Annotated in this window: 16 protein-coding genes; 6 read left to right on the top strand and 10 right to left on the bottom strand. The window is 63.2% G+C overall.

Features of this window, described 5'->3' with window-relative positions:
- Positions 1-32 precede the first annotated feature (32 nt).
- The 3 genes from CAG18_RS03515 to CAG18_RS03505 all read left to right on the top strand — a co-directional run bounded on the left by CAG18_RS03515 (position 33) and on the right by CAG18_RS03505 (position 3,205).
- On the top strand, positions 33-1,187 hold the full coding sequence (locus CAG18_RS03515; RefSeq protein WP_085720365.1) for a hypothetical protein: 1,155 nt from the start codon (positions 33-35) through the stop codon (positions 1,185-1,187).
- A gap of 72 nt (positions 1,188-1,259) precedes the next feature.
- Complete coding sequence (locus CAG18_RS03510; protein WP_085720363.1) at positions 1,260-2,378, top strand: glycosyltransferase family 61 protein; 1,119 nt, start codon at positions 1,260-1,262, stop codon at positions 2,376-2,378.
- A gap of 44 nt (positions 2,379-2,422) precedes the next feature.
- Complete coding sequence (locus tag CAG18_RS03505) at positions 2,423-3,205, top strand: AraC family transcriptional regulator (RefSeq protein WP_085720361.1); 783 nt, start codon at positions 2,423-2,425, stop codon at positions 3,203-3,205.
- Positions 3,206-3,304: 99 nt separating this feature from the next.
- On the opposite strand, the gene CAG18_RS03500 is transcribed toward CAG18_RS03505, so the two are convergent.
- Entirely contained in the window at positions 3,305-3,886 is a 582-nt protein-coding gene (locus tag CAG18_RS03500; protein WP_085720359.1) for a LysE family translocator, read from the bottom strand.
- Positions 3,887-4,281: 395 nt separating this feature from the next.
- Between CAG18_RS03500 and CAG18_RS03495 the strand changes: the two genes are divergently transcribed.
- Entirely contained in the window at positions 4,282-5,853 is a 1,572-nt protein-coding gene (locus tag CAG18_RS03495; protein WP_085720357.1) for a TerC family protein, read from the top strand.
- Here CAG18_RS03495 and rarD read toward each other — a convergent pair.
- Both rarD and CAG18_RS03485 read right to left on the bottom strand, forming a co-directional pair.
- On the bottom strand, positions 5,816-6,703 hold the full coding sequence (rarD, locus tag CAG18_RS03490) for an EamA family transporter RarD (protein WP_085720355.1): 888 nt from the start codon (positions 6,701-6,703) through the stop codon (positions 5,816-5,818). The genes CAG18_RS03495 and rarD overlap by 38 nt on opposite strands.
- A gap of 32 nt (positions 6,704-6,735) precedes the next feature.
- Positions 6,736-8,322: a cyclic diguanylate phosphodiesterase gene (locus CAG18_RS03485; protein ID WP_015270548.1), complete on the bottom strand. Its 1,587-nt coding sequence runs from the start codon at positions 8,320-8,322 to the stop codon at positions 6,736-6,738.
- Positions 8,323-8,622: 300 nt separating this feature from the next.
- Between CAG18_RS03485 and hppD the strand changes: the two genes are divergently transcribed.
- Positions 8,623-9,699: a 4-hydroxyphenylpyruvate dioxygenase gene (hppD, locus tag CAG18_RS03480; protein ID WP_013972820.1), complete on the top strand. Its 1,077-nt coding sequence runs from the start codon at positions 8,623-8,625 to the stop codon at positions 9,697-9,699.
- Between the two features lie 16 nt (positions 9,700-9,715).
- Here hppD and CAG18_RS03475 read toward each other — a convergent pair whose 3' ends face one another.
- Together CAG18_RS03475 and CAG18_RS03470 are read right to left on the bottom strand one after the other, a co-directional pair.
- A complete protein-coding gene (locus tag CAG18_RS03475; RefSeq protein WP_015270547.1) occupies positions 9,716-10,522 on the bottom strand; it encodes a CSS-motif domain-containing protein in 807 nt (268 codons plus the stop codon).
- A gap of 126 nt (positions 10,523-10,648) precedes the next feature.
- Positions 10,649-11,335, bottom strand: coding sequence for a type 1 glutamine amidotransferase domain-containing protein (locus CAG18_RS03470; protein WP_085720353.1), 687 nt, complete (start codon positions 11,333-11,335; stop codon positions 10,649-10,651).
- 211 nt (positions 11,336-11,546) lie between these two features.
- On the opposite strand from CAG18_RS03470, the gene CAG18_RS03465 reads away from it, so the two are divergent.
- Positions 11,547-13,577: a PAS domain-containing sensor histidine kinase gene (locus CAG18_RS03465; RefSeq protein ID WP_085720427.1), complete on the top strand. Its 2,031-nt coding sequence runs from the start codon at positions 11,547-11,549 to the stop codon at positions 13,575-13,577.
- Positions 13,578-13,583: 6 nt separating this feature from the next.
- Here the strand turns inward: CAG18_RS03465 and CAG18_RS03460 are convergent, their stop codons facing one another.
- From CAG18_RS03460 to mexE, 5 genes are all read right to left on the bottom strand, one after another.
- Positions 13,584-15,200, bottom strand: coding sequence for a response regulator (locus tag CAG18_RS03460; protein ID WP_085720351.1), 1,617 nt, complete (start codon positions 15,198-15,200; stop codon positions 13,584-13,586).
- Positions 15,201-15,280: 80 nt separating this feature from the next.
- Entirely contained in the window at positions 15,281-16,336 is a 1,056-nt protein-coding gene (locus CAG18_RS03455; protein WP_015270543.1) for a tetratricopeptide repeat protein, read from the bottom strand.
- A 483-nt stretch (positions 16,337-16,819) separates the two neighbouring features.
- A complete protein-coding gene (locus CAG18_RS03450; RefSeq protein WP_015270542.1) occupies positions 16,820-18,235 on the bottom strand; it encodes an efflux transporter outer membrane subunit in 1,416 nt (471 codons plus the stop codon).
- Positions 18,232-21,411 carry an efflux RND transporter permease subunit gene (locus CAG18_RS03445; RefSeq protein ID WP_015270541.1) on the bottom strand — a complete coding sequence of 1,060 codons (3,180 nt, stop codon included), beginning with the start codon at positions 21,409-21,411 and terminating at the stop codon, positions 18,232-18,234. The genes CAG18_RS03450 and CAG18_RS03445 overlap by 4 nt, the downstream gene beginning before the upstream one ends.
- A 12-nt stretch (positions 21,412-21,423) precedes the next feature.
- Positions 21,424-22,665 carry a multidrug efflux RND transporter periplasmic adaptor subunit MexE gene (gene mexE, locus CAG18_RS03440; protein WP_015270540.1) on the bottom strand — a complete coding sequence of 414 codons (1,242 nt, stop codon included), beginning with the start codon at positions 22,663-22,665 and terminating at the stop codon, positions 21,424-21,426.
- Positions 22,666-22,774: the final 109 nt, after the last annotated feature.

Below are 22,774 nucleotides of genomic sequence, written 5' to 3'. Positions count from 1 at the left end.
CATGCTGTGTCTCAAAGGACGTCGAAGAAGAAATGAAAGCGACCTTGACGGCAGCGGCGAGGAAACTCGTCTCGCCCTCCATACGCTACGAAATCAGACACCTGGCCAGCAAGGTGTCTGAAGCGATGGCGCGTGCCTGTTTCTGGCGCTGGGAAATCGCCAGGTTCAGGTTGCAGCAGGAAAGCCCCTACGAAATCATCTATATCGGCCGGAAGCAGCAACGGGAAATGGCCAAGCTGCTGATTGCCGGCAAGGGTTCGGGCAATGCTGCAATTGTTGACAGCGCAAGCGCGACGGTAGCAGCCAACCACGTGGTGGTGGTCAGCGAAATGCCGACGTCGGGGGCATTGTCGGTACCGCATTACCTGAGCGCCGTGGTGCCGCTGGGGCGCTCGCTGGAGGATATCACCGCGCGCTACGACAGCGAGTTGCGGCGCAGCATCCGCAAGAACCGGCCGCTGTACCAGATGCGCCAGGCCCGCTCGGATGACGAGATCGCCATGGCCGACCGCAACCTGCTGCGCCCTTATGCCAGCGCCAGGCAAGGTATCCATGCCGCGCAGTTTCCCACTGAAGAAGTGTTCCGCATTGCCAGGGGCGTCGGTCGGCTCGACTTGATCACCTTGGGCGATGAAGTGATCGGCTGCCACCTGGGCTGTGAAGTGGTGCGTGGTGGCAAGCGTTATTGGAGCACCCTGCGTTTCGGCTATTGCGAGGCGGTGTTCACCGATGCACGGAAGTTGCGCGAGGTAAATTCGATCACCACCTTCATGGCCCTGGAGTGGGCACTGGAGCAGGGCTTCGACTATTACGATATCGGCCTTTGCCTGGCGCGCCCGGATGACGGTTTGTTGAAGTGGAAGCGCCGCCGCGGTGGCGATATCGACTCGCTGGGTAACCATGCCTACCTGTTTGTCCGCTTGCCCAGAACCGGCACGGCGAAGTTCCTCTGGGACACACCGATGTTCGCGGTCGAAGGCGACAAGCTCACGCTGCACCTGGGGTTGCCCGAGGGCGCGAGTGACGAGGAAGTTGCCAGCCGCTATCAGGAAATGGTGTTTGGCGGCCTGCACAAGATCTACTTCTATGGGGGCAACGGTACGGGCGAAACGTTCGTGGAAAGCCTGCGTCACCGTTACGCCAACCTGCCGTCACCACCCACCATGGAAAGGGTCATGTGCAGCTGAGCGGTTGCCAGGAGGCGTTGATCTGGCGCCTTGCGCCAGGCTTTTGACCTTGTCATCTAGGGAGGACGCTTCATGGGAAGCGACATCTCGAAGTTCAGTGCATCGCCTGCGGCCAGGCAGCACACCTGGACCCTGGCCGCCTACCGCTACATGGCGCGCAAACGGCTAGGCAGGAACAGCGGCATCGACCTCAAGAGCGTGGCGGACAAAAGTTGGGACATTGCCCCGGGGGAAGTCACGGTTTCGCCCCCGGCCGTTTTCCTGCCAGGCCAGCTGGAGCGAGTAACGGGGTGGGAAGGCAAGCGTTTCTATCCCTATGTGCACCCTGCGCGTACCATGGAAGGCGGCATCAGCACACTGCAAGGGCCAACCCGCGGCTACCTGATCAAGGACGTATGGCTGGTCGACGGGGCGTTGTACAAGGGCAAGGCCAGCCATTGGCTGTCGTTGAAGCCGGGCCCCTTTCCGAGCATCGTCGTGGAAAACGAAATCGACCGCGCGGCCATCTATTGCACGCAAAACGGCAACACGTGGTTCGGTACCTGGCTGATGGAGGATTGTCCGACCTATGCGCTGGCCTGTAACGAAGGCATACCGGTAACCACCGCGCCCTCGGCCAGATTCCCGCTGTTTGCCCAGGCCCCGGCCTATGAAGACTGGCTGGAAATGAACCCGCTGCGCCTGCGCAGTGCGTTTTTCCGTGAGCTGGTGCTGTTCGATGACCAGGCCAACAACCGCAGCCGGCATGCCCGCTACCGGGCCATGGGCGACAAGTTGCTGTCGCATGTGCCGCATGTGCCACACCCGGGGGTGTTCCTGCTGCGTGGTGGCGATGGTGACCTGCGCCTGCTGCGCAATGAGCTGGCGCTGGCGGAGCATTTGCGCGCCACCCGCGGTTTTCGCATCGTCAACCCGCTGAAGTCCGATGTGCCGAGTATCGTCGCGGCCTGCGCCGGGGCGAGGGTGGTAATCGGTGTGGAGGGTAGCCAGCTGGTGCATGGGGTCAACGTACTGCAGGCCGGTGGTTGCCTGCTGACGTTGCAGCCGCCCAATCGGTTTGTCAGCTACTACAAGTACCTGACGGACCGAGACCACCAGCATTTCGGCTTTGTGGTCGGGATACCGGACGGCGATGGTTTCACGATCGATGTCGGCGAAGTTGAGCGGACGCTGGACCTGTTTCCGCGATAGGCGTGTAGTATTCAGGCGCATGGCAGCGGCGAGCGGGGTGAGGGATGATCGAGGTATCACGGTTCTGGCGCGACCCGGCGTTGCCCTTCGTCGAGGCCCGGCGGGTAGGGGACGGGCGCCAGGTGTGCTACGCCGCGCATTCCCATGAGAGCTTTTCCATCGGAGTGATAACGGGGGGGCGCAGCTCCTATCTGTACGGTGACCAGTGCATAGAGGTGGCTGCTGGTACCACGGTGCTGATGAACCCAGGTGTGGTGCATGCCTGCAACCCCATCGACGGGGAACACTGGTCCTACCTGATGATGTTCGTCGATATGCCTTGGTTGCAGGCACTGGGGTTCACCTTGCCGGCCCGGCCCTGGAGTAGCTCGCCGGTGTTGTACCGGAGCCTGTTGCAGGCCTTTGCCGACCTGTTCGACGCCGGCGTGCCAGACTGGGAAGGGCGCCTGGCGGCGCTGTTTGGCGCACTTCCAGGTTTGCTTGGCGGCGATGCCAGCGTCAACGACGAGGGCAACCCACGACTGGACACGGCGGCAGCGTTCATTCGCGCCCATCGCGGCGACCCGCTGAGCCTGGACGACATCTGCGCGGCGTGCGGCCTGTCGCGTTCCTACCTGATTCGCGCGTTCCGCCAACGCTTCGGCCTGACGCCGCATGGTTACCTGCTCGACCAGCGCGTGCAGCTGGCCAGGGCGCAATTGCGTCAGGGCCGGGCTATTGCCGAGGTTGCGCAGGAGGCCGGGTTTGCCGACCAGGCGCACCTGCAGCGGGCCTTCAAGCAGCACCTGGCGGCGACACCGGGGCATTACCGCAATGCATTCGGCTGAATTGCCATTTTTGGCGGTGGTGGCCCTATCGCCGGCAACCCAGCTCCCACAGGTACTGCGCAGGTCTTGAGGGCAGCGATAGGGTCGGTGCAGCCAGGCTCAAATGACCAGGTAGACCGCACTGCCCACGAGCAGCAGCGCCAAGCCCCGATTCAGCAGGCGCATGTGCCGTGGGTTGCCCAGATACTGGCGAACCACGCTCCCGGCCCACGCCCAGCTGGCCACTGAAATGAAGCAGATCGGCCCGTAGATCCAGGCAAACAGCCACAGCAGCTGCTGCTCACCGCCGGTATAGGCACCAACCCCGGCCACCGCTGCCAGCCATGCCTTGGGATTGAGCCATTGCATCGCCGCGCCGTGCCAGGCCGAGGGAGCCTGGGTGGGATGGGCACTGCCCAGTTGCCCATCGTCGCTGGCCAGCTTCCATGCCATGTACAGCAGGAACGCCACGCCGCCCCAGTGCAAAAGCAGGCCCAGCAAAGGCCAGCGCAGCAACAATTGATGCAGGCCCAGCCCGACCAGCACCAGCAGCAGGCAGAAGCCCAGCGTGGCGCCAGCCACATGTGCCAGGCTGGCACGCAGGCCATGGCGGGCACCGCTGCCCAGCGCAACGATGTTGACCGGGCCGGGGGAGATCGAGGCCGCCAGTGCGAAAGCGGCCATGGACAGGGACAGACTCATGAGGGGGATCCGTTTGGTTGAGGTGGGCCTTCATGCTCGGGCATTGACAGCCTGCGGTATTGAAGAAAAGTACCTCACGCACGGCCAGCGCATTTTTGTGTAGGAGCGGCCTTGTGTCGCGATCGGGCCGCAGAGCGGCCCCAGCTGTTAATGCAGCGCTCCTGAACCCCGGGGGGCGCTGTGCGGCCCGATCGCGACACAAGGCCGCTCCTACAAGGTTGTTACAGGTTTTGTAATAGTTTTGCGCTATTACGGAAAGCTGCTGAGCTTGTAGGATCATTTTCCCAATTTGCTAACAAGGTCTATATGAGCACCTTCGCGGAGCCCCCCAGTCCCCGGTCTTCCCGGCCTTCTTTCACCCGTCCTCGTGACGCTGCCCTCGTGAGTACCCGCTAATGGAATGGCTAGCCGACCCCACGGCCTGGCTGGGCCTGTTGACGCTTATCGTCCTCGAGCTGGTGCTGGGTATCGACAACCTGGTGTTCATCGCCATCCTCGCCGACAAACTGCCGCCGCATCAGCGCGACCGAGCACGGGTCATTGGCCTGAGCCTGGCGTTGATCATGCGCCTTGGCCTGTTGGCCAGTATCTCGTGGATGGTCACCCTGACCGCGCCGTTGTTCGAGTTGTTCGAAAAGAGCTTCTCGGGCCGCGACCTGATCATGCTGTTCGGTGGCGTGTTCCTGCTGTTCAAGGCCACCATGGAGCTGCACGAACGCCTGGAAGGCCACGTGGCCCAGGCCAGCGGCACGGTACGCCACGCTGCGTTCTGGCCGATCGTCGCGCAGATCGTGGTGCTTGATGCGGTGTTCTCGCTGGACGCGGTGATCACCGCGGTTGGCATGGTCGAGCAGTTGTCGGTGATGATGATCGCGGTGATCTTCTCGATCGGCATCATGATCGTTGCCAGCAAGCCGCTGACCCGCTTCGTCAACGCCCACCCCACGGTGATCATGCTGTGCCTGGGCTTCCTGATGATGATCGGCTTCAGCCTCACCGCCGAAGGCCTGGGCTTCCATATCCCCAAAGGCTACCTGTACGCGGCCATCGGCTTCTCGATCCTGATCGAGCTGTTCAACCAGCTGGCCCGTGCCCGCCGCAAGCGCAGCCTGCAGCAGCACCGGCCGCTGCGTGAGCGCACCGCGCATGCCGTGCTGCGCCTGCTGGGTGGCCGCCGGGTCGAGGCTGACGAGGTGGGCGAGGAAATCGCTGACCTGGTCGAAGGCGGTGAGGAGCAGGTGCTGTTCGACCGCCGTGAGCGGGTGATGATCAGTGGCGTGCTGAACCTGGCCGAGCGGCCTATCCGCACGGTGATGACCGCCCGCGCCGAGGTCGATGTGATCGACCTGGCGCAGCCGGCCGACGCCATTGCCCAGGCCCTGGCCAATTCGCCGTACTCGCGCCTGCCGCTGATCCGCGATGGCCGCGTGGACGAGCCACTGGGCTTCGTGCACAAGAAGGAACTGCTCAAGGAGCTGCTGTCGGGCAACCAGCCCGATCTGGAAGGCATGGCCCGAGTACCGCTGAACCTGCTGGAAAGCTTCAGTATCCTCAATGCCCTGGAGCAGATGCGAGGCCAGTCGACGCACATTGCTTTCGTCGTCAACGAGTTCGGTGACTTTACCGGCCTGCTGACCATGACCGATATCCTGGAGTCGATTGCCGGCGAGTTGCCGGATGCCAGCGAGGTCGAAGGCCCGGGCATCGTTCAGGAAGGTGAAGGCTTTGTGGTCAGCGGCGCGTTGAACCTGAGCCAGGTGCAGGCACGTACCGGCTTCTGCGCCCGAGCCACCGAGGACTACCAGACCCTCGCGGGCCTGGTGATGAGCCTGCTCGACCGCCTGCCTATGGTTGGTGACCGCCTGGCCTGGAATGGCTGGACGCTGACCGTGGAGGCGGTCGAGGAGCGGCGGGTGCGTCAGGTTCGGCTTACACCGAACGGCGACGTTGACGCAGCAGGTGCTTGAAACCCTCGATCACCAGTACCAGCACCGCGGCCCAGATCGGAAGGTAGGTCAGCCACTGATCCGGGCCGATGGTTTCGCCCAGCAACAGCGCAACGCCTACCAGCAGCACTGGCTCGACGTAGCTGAGCAGGCCGAACAGGCTGAAAGGCAGCAGGCGGCTGGCCAGCACGTAGGCGATCAGGGCCGAGGCGCTGATCGCCCCGAGGATCGGGATCAACGCATACAACCCTGGGTGTGCCTGCAGATCCGCAGGGGAAAGCGGACCCTGGATCACGAAGTACAGCGCCCAGGGCAACAGCAGGCACATGTCGCACCACAAACCTCCCAAATGGTCGGTGCGGCAGCGCTTGCGCAACACGAAATAGATCGGGTAGCCGATCGTCACCACTAGGGTTTCCCAGGCGAAACTGCCATGCTGATACAGCTCGTGGCCCACGCCGAGAGCAGCGCAGGCCACGGCCACTTTCTGCAGGCGTGACAGGCGCTCGCCATACACAAGTCGCCCGGTCAGGACCATGGCCAGCGGCAGCAGGAAATAGCCCATCGACACTTCCAGGCTGCGCCCGTGCAGGGGCGCCCAGAGGAACAGCCACAGCTGCACGCCCATCAGCCACGATGTGCCGACCATGCCCAGCAACAGCAGCGGCGTGTGTTTTACCCGGGCGAGCAGTTCGCCCACCCGTTTCCAGTCTTTCGAGACAAGCATGAACAGGGTCAGGCAGGGCAGCGTCAACAGGGTGCGCCAGCCAAAGATCTCCTCGCCATCGAGCGGCGAGAGCAGAGAGGTATAGAAGTACATCACGGCGAACAGACAGGACGCCATGACCGACGAAAGAATGCCTTTTGACACGAATGCCTCGAATAGGGAATTGAGCAGGTGGATCAGCCGCGCATGATCTCAGGGGGCGCGGCTTGCGGCAACCGCGACGCAGCCGGGCGTGCGGCCAGCGCTTCGAGGAACTGGGCAGCCGGCATGGGCCTGGCGAACAGGTAGCCCTGCTGGAAGTCCACCTCGTGACGGGCCAGGTAGTCGCGCTGGGCTTCTGTTTCCACGCCCTCGGCAACGATGCCCAGGCCCAGCTTGGCCGATAGCTCGATGATGGTCTCGAGGATGTGCACCGACAGCGCATCGCCACCGATCATGGCCACGAAGCTCTGGTCTATCTTCAGGTAATCGACCTTGAACTGGCGCAGGTAGTTGAGGCTTGACTGGCCGGTGCCGAAGTCGTCCAGGGCGATCTTCACACCCATGACGTCGAGCTTCTCGAACAGCTCCAGGGCCACCGGCGTGGGCTCGATCAGCTTGCGCTCGGTCAGCTCCAGGGTCAGCACCACCCGGCCTGGCGGGAAGTGCTGGAGGAAGGTTCGGCAATCATCCAGCAGGCTGAAGTCGCGGCAGTGGTCGGCGGTGATGTTGATGCCGATATGGAAACCGTCCTCCAGCAGCCCGGCAAAGGGAGCCAGGCTCTGCGCGGTGTGCATCATCAGCGCACGGGTCATGGCGACGATCTGCCCGCTGTGTTCGGCGTAGGGGATGAACAGGTCGGGGCGCACCAGGCCTTCGCGCGGGTGGTTCCAGCGCATCAGCACTTCGGCGCCGGCCCAGCGGTAGTCGCCCTTGCGCACTACCGGCTGGAAGTACGGCAGGAACTCGTCGGCCTCCAGGGCCCGGCGCAGTTCGGCACGGGGCGAGGTGGCGCGGCGAACCTGCCAGCGGCACACCAGGCCGGCCACCGCGCCCAGTATCAGCAGCAGACCGAACAGGGCGGGATAGTGGCTGAGCCACAGCTGGCCCTGCTTGTCGGCGCCGTAGCCGCCATGCACGCTGAACGGGTAACGGGTCGAGCCCAGCTGCACATTCGCGCTGGCCGCGGCAGGGGGCACGCCCTTGTGCACGATGCCATCCTTGCCCAGCCAGGCATCGCCCACGCGGATCTGCAGCTCTTCATCGGGGCCGATCAGGCGCAGCGCCGTCAGCAGGTGTTCGCCATCGACCGTACTGATCGCGCCGCGGTCGCCGTCGCTGGCCCGATACACCAGCAGCGGGTGCCCAGGGGTGACCGAGTTGCCGTCCATCAGCCACAGCTTGCCGTCGATGTAGTCGCCGGGGTTGACCGGCTCGTCGAATGCTCCGAACAGCGAGGTGCAATAAAGGGCGTTGTGCCGGAACAGGTTGGTCGAGCGCACGAAGGCGTTGCGCGTGACCTGGGCGCGCAGCATGAGCTGGACCTCGTCGCACGGGCTGTCGACAAGCGGCAGCAGAGCATGGGCAGCGCTGGACAGATTGTCGAGAATGCGCTCGACGTGCTCCACCACCTGGCGGGTGGTAGCCTGGCTGCTGGCGTGCATTTCACGCTCGATCTGCCAGTTCATCACGGCCAGGCCGCATGCCACGGGCAGCACGCCGACGACCCAGGGCAACAGGGTGCGCCAGCCGAGGCCGGCGCGGCGTTTGACGGTAAGGGGCATGCTGACCCTGATCTGTATAAAGGATTACGAGAGGATAGCCGCTTGTCGGAACCGGTGAACAACTAAAGGGCGACAAACCATTTTACGCAATGTAGAATCCATTTACGAATACAACAATAAGGTCCTTCGATGCCGAAGGATCAAGCCCGCCGAGAATGGGTCCATATGACATACCATGGGTTCAAGCTGATAATAGGTGATTTCCTCGCCCGCAGCGTGCGGGGTATCCCGTGCTCCCCGCCGTTTCCGTTCCACATCCCACGCAATCAATAATCTTTCGCTGCAGATGAGGACACGAACATGGCTGATATCTTCGACAATCCGATGGGCCTGATGGGCTTTGAATTCATCGAACTGGCTTCGCCGACCCCTGGCGTGCTCGAGCCGGTATTCCAGATGCTGGGCTTCACCAAGGTCGCTACCCACCGTTCCAAGGATGTGCACCTGTATCGCCAGGGTGACATCAACCTGATCCTGAATAACGAACCCAAGAGCATCGCCTCGTACTTCGCTGCCGAACACGGCCCGTCGGTATGCGGCATGGCGTTCCGCGTGCGCAATGCCCATGAGGCCTATGCCCGCGCCCTGGAACTGGGCGCCCAGCCGGTGGAAATCGAAACCGGCCCGATGGAACTGCGCCTGCCGGCGATCAAGGGCATCGGCGGTGCGCCGCTGTACCTGATCGACCGTTTCGAGGAAGGCAGCTCGATCTACGATATCGACTTCAAGTTCATCGAGGGTGTGGACCGCAACCCGGTGGGTGCCGGCCTGAAGATCATCGACCACCTCACCCACAACGTTTATCGCGGGCGCATGTCGTACTGGGCCGGCTTCTACGAGAAGCTGTTCAACTTCCGCGAAATCCGCTATTTCGACATCAAGGGTGAGTACACCGGCCTGACTTCGCGTGCCATGACTGCACCGGATGGCATGATCCGCATCCCGCTGAACGAAGAATCGTCCAAGGGCTCCGGGCAGATCGAAGAGTTCCTGATGCAGTTCAACGGCGAAGGCATCCAGCACGTCGCCTTCCTGACCGATGACCTGCTCAAGACCTGGGACGCCCTCAAGGGCTTCGGCATGCGCTTCATGACTGCACCGCCGCAAACCTACTACGAGATGCTCGAAGAGCGCCTGCCAGGTCACGGCGAGCCGGTCGACCAGTTGAAAGCACGCGGTATCCTCCTCGATGGTGCCTCCCAGCCTGACGACAAGCGCCTGCTGCTGCAGATCTTCTCCGAGACCCTGCTCGGCCCGGTGTTCTTCGAGTTCATCCAGCGCAAGGGGGATGACGGCTTTGGCGAAGGCAACTTCAAGGCACTGTTCGAATCCATCGAGCGCGACCAGGTACGTCGTGGTGTGCTGAGCACCGAGTAACCCCAGGGTACCGCCGTCACGATTCGATGGCGGCGGTATCAACCCTTCTCTTGCCCGAAATGGTCAGGCCCAGGTACATGATGAACATGCTGGCGACCCCGACCAGTACCAGCGAGGGCAGTACCTGATGCAGGGATAGGCGAAACTCCTGGGTGGCGTATCCTTTGGGGTAACCGCCGATCACCACGTAACCATATTTCTGGGAAACCGATCGCTCGGTGAATTCGACCTGGGAGGGGCGTTGTGCGTCGCGGCTGTCTCCCTCGCTCCAGATATACAGGTCGCTGAATTCCAGAAGCAATGTCAGGCCGTCCTGGAAAGCACGCAGTTCGTCACGCAGCTGCCGACCGTACGCTGTTGCGATTATCCCAGGGTCGCTGTTCGGTCTCTGGACTTTGATGATCGCCGCGTTAGGCGACGATGGAGCGTCGAATGCCAGCTCTGTCTGCCGTCCGGACAGGGCAAAAGCCGAGTTATACGCCAAAGGGTCCATGTCCGTCGCACAATACGCTTGTTGGTCGCGGGTGAGTATCAGTGAGCGAAGGTGCGGGCTGTTGGCGACTCTCTGCTCCAGCGTACCAAGTACTTCGTCACAGGGCTTGCCTGCCAATGGCAGGATCAGGTCCAGATCGCCTTCCATGCGGCCCAGTGCCTGGTCGATGCTGAAAATCGCCTCTTGAACAGAAACCTTGGCATTCTCCTCAAGTTTTCTATCCAGTTGATAGTTCATCATCAGTAACCCGGACAGTACCGGTATTGCGCCGATGGACAATATCAACAGTAACTTCCGCCAGTTGATGCCGAGACTCGGTATTGCTGCCATAGGACCGCCGCTCCGTTGAACCTTGCTGTTCGGGTTGAACAGGTCAGCGCTGATCCTATGTGCTTGATGATGCTCCGGCTGTAGGCCAAAAGTGTTGCGGTTTTACAGAAAAGCAGAACTTCGTTGTCAGCCTCGCTTCAGCATGGCGAGCACTTTTTCGGCCAACTGGGCCGTGGAGGCCGGGTTCTGCCCGGTGATCAGCCGATCATCGGCCACCACGAACGGCTGCCACGGGTCTTCATGCTTGCTGTAGGTACCACCGCGGGCACCCAGCTCGGTTTCCGTCAGGAAGGGGACCACCTTGTCCAGTTCGACGAGCTTCTCCTCGGTATTGGAGAAGCCGGTCACCTGACGGTCCTTGAGCAACAGGCTGTTGTCGCTGAGCTTGATGTTCAGCAGGCCGACAACGCCATGGCAAACCGCCGCGACAATGCCCTTGTGCTCGTACACCCGGCGGGCCAGCTCTTGCAGCGGCTGGTTGTCGGGAAAGTCATACATCACTCCGTGCCCGCCGGTGTAGTAGATGACGCTGTACTCATCTGCCTTCACCTGGCCAGGGCTCAAGGTGTTGCCCAGGCGGGTCATGAAGCGCTTGTCGTCATACCACAGCCAGTCCAGGTCGGGGGCCATCTGCAGGCTATGCGGGTCGACAGGGACGTAGCCGCCCAGCGGGCTGACATAATCGACCTCGTAACCGGCTTTTTCGACTTTTTCGACAAAGTGCACCGCTTCCCCCAGCCACAAGCCGGTCGCCCGCTTGAGGGTCGGATACTTGGCTGTATTGGTCAGCACCACCAGCATTTTCTTGCTCATGACCACGCTCCCGTCGGCAACCTGAATGGGCCGTTGCTCCCCCGGCCCGAGGGAAAACCTAATGAGCATAGCTCTCAGGTGCCAGTACGCCATATTGCGTGGCGTGTGTTGTGCTAACGTGAACCACATTCACGCAGCGCCTGTACTTTTTCTGAATCATGCTGGAGTCACGACAGTGGTCACAAATGGTACGCCGCGCGAGCCTGCGTCGATGGTCATCCTGCAGCCGTCTGTGCTGGCACCGGTCGACCTCATGGGTGAACGGATTGCACGGTTCGACTGGGGGCGTACACCGCTCGGGCCGCTGCCGCGCTGGCCGGCCTCGTTGCGCATTGCCGTCGACATGATGCAATTGTCACCGTTTCCGTGTGCCGTGGTCTGGGGACCAGACCTCAGCGTGGTCCACAATGAAGGCTATCGGGCATTGCGGCGGGTTGCCCCGGATGCATTGGGCATGGCCTTCGATGCGCTGTGGAGCGATGAATGGCCGGTGATGGGGCCGTGGGTGTTCAAGGCGCTCGAGGGGCGCTCGAGCTTTGTCGAGGACCCACCACTGCGTATTGGCCGCGGCCAAGGCGGGGAGCCGTTGTGGTGTGCGTTCGGCTACACACCGTTGCACGATGAACTGGGCAACGTGGCAGGGTTTCTGCACGCGGTAATCGAAACCACGGCCAGCGTCGAGGCGCATCGCCACTGGCGGGAGCAGGCGCAAGAATTCCAGCGGCAGGTCGAGCGGCACCTGGTGGAGCGCGAGCAGTTCTGGCAGCTGTCGCGTGACACGATGATGACGGTCACTCCCGAGCTGAAGGTGTGTGCCGCCAACCCCGCCTGGTACCGCATCCTGGGTTGGTCCGAAGAGCAGGTACTGGGCACTCCGGTGCTGGACCTGGTACATCCGGCAGATCGCGCCGAGGTTGAGGTGGCCATTTCCGGGTGCCTGCAGTACCGGGATACCGAGCAGATAGAGACGCGCCTGCGCCACCGCGATGGCCATTACCACTGTTTTCGCTGGAGTGCACGGTTCGATGGCAGCCTGCTGACTGCCGTTGGCCGGGATATCACCGGGGAACGTGAGGAGGCTGCTCGTCAATCCGAAGCGCTGATGCGCAACAACGAGCGTCTGGAGGTGGTTGGGCAGTTGGCCGGGGGCATGGGCCATGAACTGAACAACTTGTTGTCCGGCATCGGTGGCAGCCTCGAACTGCTTCAGCGGCGCCTGCAGGAAGGACGGCTGGAGCGGGTGGAGGCGTATGTCGAGGTCGCGCGAGATTCGGTGCAGCGCGCCATGGAGCTGACCCATCGCCTGCTGGCGTTTTCCCGTCATCAACCTTTGGCGCCCAGGCCGCTGGACTTCAACCGGCAATTGCGCTTGAGCGAACCACTGCTGCGGAGCACGCTGGGCGCCGAGATGCGCTTGCACTGGCAGCTGGATGTCACGCCGTGGGCGGTGAACCTTGATGTTTCCCAGCTGGAAAATGCCTTGATCAATCTTTGCACCAACGCCCGCGAAGCGTGCCTTGATCGCGGCAATGTCACGCTGCGCAGCATCAACCAGCGGCTGACAAGGTGTTTCCCGGATGAGAGCGGCCTGCCACCAGGCGACTACGTTGCGTTGTATGTGGAGGATGATGGCCATGGCATGCCGGCCGTGGACATTGCCAGGGCCTTTGAACCATTCTTCACCACCAAGCCGGTCGGGCGTGGCTCAGGCCTTGGTTTGTCGATGGTGTATGGGTTTGTCGGCCAGTCGGGGGGCTACGCCTGGATCGAGTCGGCGCCGAACCAGGGCACCAAGGTCTGCATGCTTTTTCCAAGGTGGCATGACCCGGTACCCGAGGCGCCTGCGGTTGTGCACCGGACGCAGCGCATGGCCGGGAGGCAGCGCCTGTTGCTGGTCGATGATGAGCTCGGTTTGCGTGCTGTGATGTGCGAGTACCTGACCGAACGTGGTTTCGAAGTCATTGATGTGGGCGACGCCAATAGCGCACTGGAGTGCTTCCGCCATGACGGCCCGTTCGACCTGGTGATCACCGACATCGGCTTGCCGGGTGGTTTCAGTGGCCGCCAGGTGGCCAAGGCCATGCGCATGCAGCTGCCGTTGCAGAAGATCCTGTTCATTACCGGCTATGCAGGTCAGCCGATCGAAGCGCAGTTGCTCGAGCAGCCGGGCACGGCATTGATGAACAAACCGTTCCCGCTGGCGGACCTGGTGGATGAAGCGCTACGCATGCTCGAGGAGTGAAGCGGTTCAGGGCTTGCCCAGTATCTGGGTCACCTGGGCCTGCAGCTGCTTCAGCTCGAAGGGCTTGCTGATCAGGTGCATCCCCGCCTCCAGGAAGCCCTCGCGGGCCATGGCGGTTTCTGCATAGCCGGTGATGAACAGTACTGGCAAGCGTGGGCGCAGGTTGCGGGCAATCTCGGCCAACTGGCGGCCATTCATGCCGGGCAAGCCGACATCGCTGATCAGCAGATCCACCGGTTGTGTCGAACGCAGTACCTTAAGGCCCTCATTGGCGTCGGCGGCACTGTGGCAGGCGAAGCCATCCTCGCGCAGGACCTGGCAGAGCAATTGGCGTACATGGGGGTCGTCCTCGACTACCAGAACGTGATGGCCCTGGTAACCTCGCACGGGTTGTACGGGTTTGACAGGTGCCTGGCCCTGGTCGACGTGGCGCGGCAGATAAAGGTCCACCCGGGTCCCTTGGCCGATCTGGCTGTGCAGGGTGACATGTCCTTGGGATTGCTTGCTGAAGCCGTAAACCATCGACAGGCCAAGGCCGATGCCCTGGCCGATCGCCTTGGTGCTGAAGAACGGCTCGAAGGCATGCTCCAGCGTGCTTTGCGCCATGCCCTGGCCGTCATCGATGACTCGCAGGCGTACATAGTCGCCGGCGCACAGGGCACCGCCAGCGAATTGCCCGGCGCCGATGTGCTGGTTACTTGCCTCGATGCGCAGCTGACCGCCATTGGGCATGGCTTCGCAGGCATTGATCAACAGGTTGTCGAGGGCCTCCTGTAACTGTTGGTCATCGGCTTCGACCGACCACAGGTTCTTGGCGATTTGCACCTGCAGGGTCACGGCCTGGGTCACGCAAGCCTTCAGGCGTTTTGCCTGGAGCAGGTCGTGCAAGTCGACCTGCTGGGTGTGCAGCGATTGCCGAGAAGAGAAGGCCAGCAGGCGGTGGGTCAGGCGCGCGGCGCGTGACACCGCCTCGCGGCCCATGCGCAGCACGTTGTCCAGGCCATCGCTGCGACCCTGGCGCAAGCGCCGGTCAATCAGCTCGAAGCTGCCACCAATGCTGGTGAGCAGGTTGTTGAAGTCGTGGGCGACCCCCCCGGCCAGTTGGCCGATGGCCTCCATCTTGCGCGTCTGGTGGCGTACGAACTCGCTGCGTTGCTGCTCTTCGCCGGGAGGTGCGGCCTTGGCGTCAAGGCGTTGCTGCAGGTCTTGCAACTGGTCGCGTGCCAGATACTGCCGACGCCGGTTGCGCAGGGCGGACTGGGTCATGCGCAGCAGCTGGGCGTTTTCGAATGGTGCGACCAGCAGGACCAGGTTGCCCACCGGGAGGTTGGTCGAGCCCTTGGCCGCTTGGCTCCCTTGACCGAGCAGCACGATGGGCAGGTCCGACCAGCACGGTTGCTGGTCGATGAATTCTTGCAGCAATGCACTTGGGCCCTGTTTGAACGCTTGCTCGGCAATGATCGCCAGGCCTGCGCCTTCGGCCAGGCAGGCTTGCAGGTTGGCCAGGTCGACCGCGCACAGGCTGTCGATGCCCGCAGAAGCGAGCAGGCGAGCAGTATCTGCGGCTATTGGCGGGGGCGCCAGGATCAATGCACGTTCGTCCAGCGCCAACGAACTGGCCAAAACGACTCTCCTGCAGGGTGGTCTGATATCCACTGGACCTTGGGCACAGCCCCAGGGTTCAACAAATTTTCGGACGTTGCCTACAGGCCCTGTTGCAGCACGGGGTCGTCCGGGTTCTGCCGCTCCAGTTCGGCCAGCAGTACCTGCACGTTCTGCAACTGGCCGGTTTCCTTCCAGTACTTAATCAGCAACACCCGTGCCCGGCGATTGGCCGGCTGGCGGCTGAGCACGGTTTCCAGTTGCTTTTGCGCGGCGTCGAGTTGTTCCAGTTCATGCAGGGTGACTGCCAGTGTATAGCGGTAGTCGGCGTTGTCCGGGTCCAGCTCGACCGCGCGGGACAAGGCCAGCAAGGCGTATTCGCGCTGCTCGTGGCGGTTCAGCCAGAGCCCCAGTTCGTACTGCAGAAAGGCCGAATCGGGGCTTAGCGCCAGGGCTTTGCCCAGTATCTGACGCGAGGCGTCGTGATGGCCCTGGCGCTCCAGCAGGCGTACCTGGGTCGCCAGTGCGTCGAGGTTGCCTGGCGCTACCGCCAGGGCTCGCTGCAGGGCGGTGTCGGCCAGGGTGTAGTCGTTTTCGTGCAGGTAGAGGCGCGCCAGGTGGACTTGGGCGTCGGCGTCTTCGGGTTGTTGCTCGAGTGCCTGCTGGTATTGCTCCAGGGCGACCTGTAGCGGGCCGAAATAAAGGCCGATGTCATCCGGAGCAAGGCCGAGCAGGGCATCTACCGCGGCAAAGCGCACGCTTTGCTCGTCGTCGTCCAGCAGTGGGCCGAGTACCAGGCTGCGCTGCGCCGCCGGCAGCAGGCGGCGAATACCGGCAATGGCTGCACGGCGCACCTGCGGGTCGGCATGCTCGAGGTCCTGACGGGCGAGTTTCAATGCCTGGGGCGAAGGATAGTTTGGCAGTTCGGCATACAAGGCCGCACGGCGAATGGGCGGCAGGTCGGTGCGCTGCAGTTGCTGGTACAGCACCCGTGCTGCGCCGGGTTGGCCCTCATGGGCCTGGCGCAGGGCCTTGGCGTAGCTGTGCGCAGGCAGGGTAGGCGGGGCTGGCGGAGCGTCGCGCCACAGGTAGCCGAACAGGGCCGATACCAGGATCAACAGCAGCAGGGCGATCAGGTAGCGGTTGCGTCTGGGCATCGGACGATCCGGGGCGACGGGAAGGGCAGAGCTTGGGCTAGCCGGGGGGTAAATGCAACCGAGTGAGGGTTGCGTGGTGCCTGCCTCGGGTTCTGCGGTGGGGCATAAATCGAGCGCCGCCCGCGCGGCGCTTCGCGGGACAAGCCCGCTCCCACATTTGTTTCGGGCCAATTATTCCTGTGCCAGGTGGGTTGCAGCCTTGGTGCATGACTGCAGATGAATGAAAAGCAGCAGAGCAACTTTTGATATCGAATGGAACAAACAAGGCGGACAGAGGTGACCTCACAGGAATGACTGGCCCGAAACAAATGTGGGAGCGGGCTTGTCCCGCGAAGCGCCGCGCGGGCGGCGCTCGGTCTCACAGGCAATGAAAATGCTGTGGCGAACACCCACCCCAAAACATAAAAAAGCCCCGCGGACCAAGGCCTGCGGGGCAAACGGTTGGGGGAGGGGCCAACCAAAGGAGTCGTTGAAACGGGTGTATCAGCGCGCGCTGGCTACGGTCTCCGGTTGCCAGCCGCCGCCCAGGGCCTTGTAGATGGAGACGATGCCGCGGTACAACTCGACTTCACCCTGGGCCTGCGCATCTTCAGCGCTCAGCCGCTCACGCTCGGCATCGAGCAGCACCAGGTAATCCACCGTACCCTCGCGATAGCGAATCGAGGCCAGTTCCGCCGCCTTGCGGCTGGCGTCGCTCTGGCGCATCAGCGACAGCAGCCGCTGTTGGGTCTTGTCGTAGTCGCTGAAGGCGTTGGCCGATTCTTCCAGGGCCAGCAACACCTGCTGTTCATAGTTGGCCAGTGCCCCCTCGGCATCGGCCTTGGCACCGCGCAGTCGGGCGCGCACGCTGCCCAGGTCGAAGGCGGCCCACGTTATGCTCGGGCCCAGCGCCCAGGCATTGGCTGCCGAGGAGCCTATCTGCGAACCACGTGCAGCAGTAAAGCCGAGGAAGCCACTGAGGCTGACGCGCGGGAACAAATCGGCCGTGGCCACGCCAACGTTGGCGGTGGCAGCCGCCAGCTGGCGTTCGGCGCTGCGGATGTCCGGGCGGCGGCGCAGCAGTTCTCCCGGGTCACCCACCGGTAGCGCCTTGGCGATGGCCGGCAGGGCCTTGGGCGACAGGTCGACGCTGAGCGCCTCGGGGCGCTGACCGAGCAGGGTGGCGATGCGATGCCGGGCCCGTGCCTGTTCCGCCTGCAGTTGCGGCACGGTGGCTTCGACCCCGGCCAGGCGCGCGTCGGCCCGCACCACATCAAGGTCGTTGCCCACGCCGGCATCGCGCAGGGTTTCGGTGATGGCCCGCGATTCCTGCTGGGTCTTGAGGTTGGCCAGGGCGATCTTCTCGCGCAACTGCGCGCCACGCAGCTGGCCGTAAGCATCCACCAGTTCGGCGATCAGGCTGACCTGCAGCTGCTGCAGGTCGGCCGCGGCTACTGCTTCCTGGGCTTCGCTGGCTTCGATCTGGCGCTGGATGCGGCCGAACAGGTCAAGCTCCCAGGCCATGTCCAGGCCCAGGTCGTAGCGCTCACTGTTTACCCGCTGCGTGGTCTGGCCGGGGATCTGGCCCTTGCCGATGTCGCTGCTGGCGCGGCTGGTGACCACCGGAAACTGATCGTTTTCCGCGTCTTCACGGATCGAACGGGCCGACTTCAGGCGGGCGAAGGCCACGCGCAGGTCACGGTTGCCATCCAGCGAAGCCTGCACCAGCTGGTTCAGCACCGGGTCGTCGAACTGCTTCCACCACAGGCTTTCGAAACGGCTACGGTCGTAGGCCTTGGCCTGTATGTCGCTGGCCAGCTGCGCGGGCTCGGTGGCCGGTGCCTGGTAGTCCGGGCCTACTGCACAGGCCGCCAGGGCGAGCGCCAGCAAGCTCGGGGTCAAGGGTTTGAGCAGGTTCATGCATGGCTCTCCAGCGATTGGGCGCGTTCGGCCTTGCGGGCCTGGCGACGCTCGACGAAACGGCGAATCAGGAAGAAGAACACCGGGGTCAGGAACAGGCCGAACACGGTAACCCCGATCATTCCCGAGAACACCGCCACACCCATGGCATGGCGCATTTCAGAACCTGCACCGGAGCTGAACACCAGTGGAACCACACCCATGATGAAGGCGATCGAGGTCATCAGGATCGGCCGCAGGCGCAGGCGGCAGGCTTCCAGTACCGCAGCCAGCGGGTCGAGCCCCTTGGCCTGTTCGTCCTTGGCGAACTCGACGATCAGGATCGCGTTCTTGCACGCCAGGCCCACCAGTACGATCAGGCCGATCTGGGTGAAGATGTTGTTGTCACCCCCCGACACGATCACCCCGGTGATGGCCGACAACAGGGTCATCGGCACGATCAGGATCACTGCCAGCGGCAGGCTCCAGCTTTCGTACTGGGCGGCAAGCACCAGGAAGGCCAGCAGCACGCACAGCGGGAACACGAACAGCGCGGTATTGCCTGAAAGGATCTGCTGGTAGGTCAGGTCGGTCCACTCGAAGGTCATGCCGTTGGGCAGTTCCTCCTTCAGCAGCTTCTCGATGGCAGCTTCGGCCTGGCCGGAGCTGTAGCCCGGTGCCGCGGCGCCGTTGATCTCGGCGGTGATGAAACCGTTGTAGTGCATCACCCGGTCAGGCCCGGAGGTGTCGCTGACCTTGAGGAAGGTCGCCAGCGGGATCATCTCGCCGAGGTTGTTGCGCACCTTCAGCTGGCCGATCTGCTCGGCATCGAGGCGGAACTGCTGCTCGGCCTGGACGTTGACCTGATAGGTACGGCCAAAGCGGTTGAAGTCGTTGGTGTACAGCGAGCCCAGGTAGACCTGCAGGGTGTCGAAGATGTCGGTGATCGCCACGCCGTGGGTCTTGGCCTTTTCCCGGTCGATGGCGGCATCGACCTGGGGCACGTTGACCTGGTAGCTGGTGAACAGGCCCGCCAGTTCCGGCACGTTGTGGCTCTTGGCGATGATGTTCTGGGTTTCCTTGTACAGCGCCTCGTAGCCCAGGTTGCCACGGTCTTCGATCTGCAGACGGAAGCCGCCGATGGTGCCCAGGCCTTGTACCGGCGGTGGCGGGAAGATCGCGATGTAGGCGTCCTGGATGTCGGCGAACTGGGCATTCAGCGCAGCCGCGATGGCCGCCGCCGACTGGCTCGGGTCCTTGCGCTCGTCGAAGGGTTTGAGCGGGGTGAACACGATGCCGCTGTTCGGGCTGTTGGTGAAACCGTTGATCGACAGGCCTGGGAAGGCTACCGAGTCGGCGACGCCAGGCTGCTTCAGGGCGATTTCGCTCATGCGCTTGATCACCGCTTCGGTGCGATCGAGGCTGGCCGCGTCAGGCAGCTGGGCGAACGCCACCAGGTACTGCTTGTCCTGGGCCGGCACGAAACCGGTCGGGGTGGACGAGAAGCCGAGGTAGGTCAGGCCCATCAGGCCGGCATAGACGAACAGGGCGATGCCGCTGGAGCGGATGACCCGACGCACGCCGCCGACGTAGCGGCTGGAAGCGCGGTCGAAGAAGCGGTTGAACGGGGCGAACAGCCAGCTGCCCAGCAGTTTTTCAAGTAACCGCGAGAAGCGGTCCTTGGGTGCATGGTGGTCCTTCAGCAGCACGGCAGCCAGGGCCGGCGACAGGGTCAGCGAGTTGAACGCCGAGATCACGGTCGAGATCGCGATGGTCAGGGCGAACTGCTTGTAGAACTGCCCGGTGAGGCCGGAAATGAACGCAGCAGGTACGAACACCGCGCACAGCACCAGGGCGGTGGCGATGATCGGGCCGGTCACTTCGCCCATGGCCTTTTGCGTGGCTTCCAGCGGTTTCAGGCCCAGGCCGATGTTGCGCTCGACGTTCTCCACCACGACGATGGCATCGTCCACCACGATACCGATGGCCAGGACCAGGCCGAACAATGACAGCGCGTTGAGCGAGAAGCCGAACAGGTGCATCACGGCAAAGGTACCGATCAGCGATACCGGCACGGCCATCAGCGGGATGATCGAGGCACGCCAGGTCTGCAGGAACAGGATGACGACCAGCACCACCAGCACCAGCGCTTCGAACAGGGTGTGTACCACGGCTTCGATGGAACCACGGACGAACACGGTCGGGTCATAGACGATGCTGTAGTCCATGCCCTCGGGGAAGTCCTTCTTCAGCTCGGCCATCTTCGCCCGCACTTCGTCGGAGATCTCGATGGCGTTGGAGCCTGGGCGCTGGAAGATCGGAATGGCCACCGCCGGCTGGTTGTTCAGCAGCGAACGCAGGGCGTACTGGCTGGAGCCGAGTTCGACCCGGGCGATGTCCTTCAGGCGGGTGATTTCGCCATCGGCACCGGCGCGGATGATGATGTTCTCGAACTCTTCCTCATTGACCAGGCGACCCTGGGTGTTGATCGACAGCTGGAAGCTGGTCGAACCGGGGGCGGGTGGGGCGCCCAACTGGCCGGCGGCCACCTGGCGGTTCTGCTCGCGGATTGCAGCCACCACATCACTGGCGGTGAGGTTGCGCGAAGCGGTCTTGTTCGGGTCCAGCCACACGCGCAGCGAGTAGTCGCCCATGCCGAACAGCTGCACATCGCCCACGCCGCCCAGGCGCGCCAGCTCGTCCTTGATGTTGAGGATGGCGTAGTTGGACAGGTAGAGCATGTCGTAGCGGTTGTCCGGCGAGGTAAGGTGCACGACCATGGTCAGGTCGGGCGAGGCCTTGTCGACCGTGATACCAATGCGGGTCACTTCCTCGGGCAGCTTGGGCTGGGTACGGGTGACGCGGTTCTGCACCTGCACCTGGGCGTTGTCCAGGTCGGTGCCCAGAGCGAAGGTGATGGTCAGCGTCAGCTTGCCGTCAGCGGTGGACTGGGAAGACATGTACAGCATGTTCTCCACGCCGGTAATCGCCTGCTCCAGTGGCGCGGCGACGGTTTCGCCGATGACCTTGGGGTTGGCGCCTGGGAAGTTGGCGCGCACCACCACGGTGGGCGGCACCACTTCGGGGTATTCGCTGATCGGCAGCTGGAACAGCGAGATCGAACCCGCGATCAGCAGCACCAGCGACAGCACCGCGGCGAAGATTGGCCGGGTAATGAAGAATTTCGAGAAGTTCATCGGTGTGGTCCCTTAACCGCGTGGCGCCTGGGCGCTGGCGACTTTCACGTTGTTGCCCGCCACCTTCGGCGCCGGGTTGCTGGCCTCCAGGGCCTGGCGCTGCTGGGCGAGGGCGGCGAGGGTCTGTTCGCTGGCCATCGGTGTCTCTTCCGGGGTGACCGGTGAGCCAGGGCGCACACGCTGCAGGCCCTTGACCACGATGCGGTCGTCCTTGCCCAGGCCGCTGCGCACGATGCGCAGGCCTTCCAGCTTCGGCCCCAGCTCCACGGCGCGGTAGGCGGCCTTGTTGTCCTTGTCCATGACCAGCACGAACTTCTTGCCAAGGTCGGTGCCCACGGCTTCGTCGTTGATCAGCACGGCCTGGTACTGGGCGCTGCCCACCAGCTTCAGGCGTGCATACAGGCCTGGGGTGAACTGGCCGTCGCTGTTGTCGAACACCGCACGGCCACGGATGGTGCCGGTGCGCGGGTTGACCTGGTTGTCGACGAAGTTCATCTGGCCCAGGTGCGGGTTGCCGGTTTCGTTGGTCAGGCCCAGGTACACCGGCGTGCTCTGGCCGCGCTGGCCTTCGCGGGCCAGCTGGGTGTACTTGAGGTACACGCGCTCGTCGGCGTCGAAGTAGGCGTAGACCTTGTCGGTGGAGACCACGCTGGTCAGCGGGGTGACATCGGCGGTGACGATGTTGCCGGCGGTGAACTGGGCGCGGCTGACACGGCCGCTGATGGGCGCGGTGACACGGGTGAAGCTGAGGTTCAGGCGTGCCAGGTCGAGCTGGGCCTGGATCGCGTCGACCCCGGCGCGGGCTTCGGCGGCGGCGCTGCTACGCGATTCGGCCAGTTCTGCGGAAATGGCGTTGCTGTCACGCAGGCGTTCGCCACGGCGGGCTTCGTTGGCGCTGCGAATGGCGGTGGCCTTGGCCTGCTGCAGTTGGGCTTCGAGGCGGCGGACCTCTGCCTGGAACGGGCGTGGGTCGATCTGGAACAGCAGGTCGCCTTTCTTGACCTGGGCGCCTTCGGTGAAGGCCACCAGGTCGATCTGGCCGGACACCCGTGGGCGTACCTCGACGGTTTCCGGGGCTTCGAGGCGGCCGGTGAACTCGTCCCATTCATTGATCGGTTGCTCGATCACCTTGGCCACGCTGACCTTCGGCGCGGTGGGAGCCTGCACTGCGTCTGGGGTTCGGCCACAAGCGCTGATCACCACCACTGCCAAGGCAGCGAGGGGGAAGCGCAAGGGTTTGAATGATTGTTCCATGGAGAACTCCGCCAATGTATTAGTAGTGGGCGGAGTGTGAGTGTCTTGCGCGTGAGGCACGAATCGAACGGGACGAAGGTTATTATCACGATGAATGATATGAGCAGAT

The organism is Pseudomonas sp. B22(2017), from assembly GCF_002113105.1.
GTDB lineage: Bacteria > Pseudomonadota > Gammaproteobacteria > Pseudomonadales > Pseudomonadaceae > Aquipseudomonas > Aquipseudomonas asiatica.
The sequence above is the reverse complement of the archived record's forward strand: the minus strand, read 5'-3'. Positions and strand labels throughout refer to the sequence as shown.

Bases quoted from the DNA above. Each gene is read 5' to 3' on its own strand.
- CAG18_RS03515 (WP_085720365.1), top strand. From the start codon at position 33: ATGAAAGCGACCTTGACGGCAGCGGCGAGGAAACTCGTCTCGCCCTCC.
- CAG18_RS03510 (WP_085720363.1), top strand. From the start codon at position 1,260: ATGGGAAGCGACATCTCGAAGTTCAGTGCATCGCCTGCGGCCAGGCAG.
- CAG18_RS03505 (WP_085720361.1), top strand. From the start codon at position 2,423: ATGATCGAGGTATCACGGTTCTGGCGCGACCCGGCGTTGCCCTTCGTC.
- CAG18_RS03500 (WP_085720359.1), bottom strand. From the start codon at position 3,886: ATGAGTCTGTCCCTGTCCATGGCCGCTTTCGCACTGGCGGCCTCGATC.
- CAG18_RS03495 (WP_085720357.1), top strand. From the start codon at position 4,282: ATGGAATGGCTAGCCGACCCCACGGCCTGGCTGGGCCTGTTGACGCTT.
- CAG18_RS03485 (WP_015270548.1), bottom strand. From the start codon at position 8,322: ATGCCCCTTACCGTCAAACGCCGCGCCGGCCTCGGCTGGCGCACCCTG.
- hppD (WP_013972820.1), top strand. From the start codon at position 8,623: ATGGCTGATATCTTCGACAATCCGATGGGCCTGATGGGCTTTGAATTC.
- CAG18_RS03475 (WP_015270547.1), bottom strand. From the start codon at position 10,522: ATGGCAGCAATACCGAGTCTCGGCATCAACTGGCGGAAGTTACTGTTG.
- CAG18_RS03470 (WP_085720353.1), bottom strand. From the start codon at position 11,335: ATGAGCAAGAAAATGCTGGTGGTGCTGACCAATACAGCCAAGTATCCG.
- CAG18_RS03465 (WP_085720427.1), top strand. From the start codon at position 11,547: ATGGTCATCCTGCAGCCGTCTGTGCTGGCACCGGTCGACCTCATGGGT.
- CAG18_RS03455 (WP_015270543.1), bottom strand. From the start codon at position 16,336: ATGCCCAGACGCAACCGCTACCTGATCGCCCTGCTGCTGTTGATCCTG.
- CAG18_RS03450 (WP_015270542.1), bottom strand. From the start codon at position 18,235: ATGAACCTGCTCAAACCCTTGACCCCGAGCTTGCTGGCGCTCGCCCTG.
- CAG18_RS03445 (WP_015270541.1), bottom strand. From the start codon at position 21,411: ATGAACTTCTCGAAATTCTTCATTACCCGGCCAATCTTCGCCGCGGTG.
- mexE (WP_015270540.1), bottom strand. From the start codon at position 22,665: ATGGAACAATCATTCAAACCCTTGCGCTTCCCCCTCGCTGCCTTGGCA.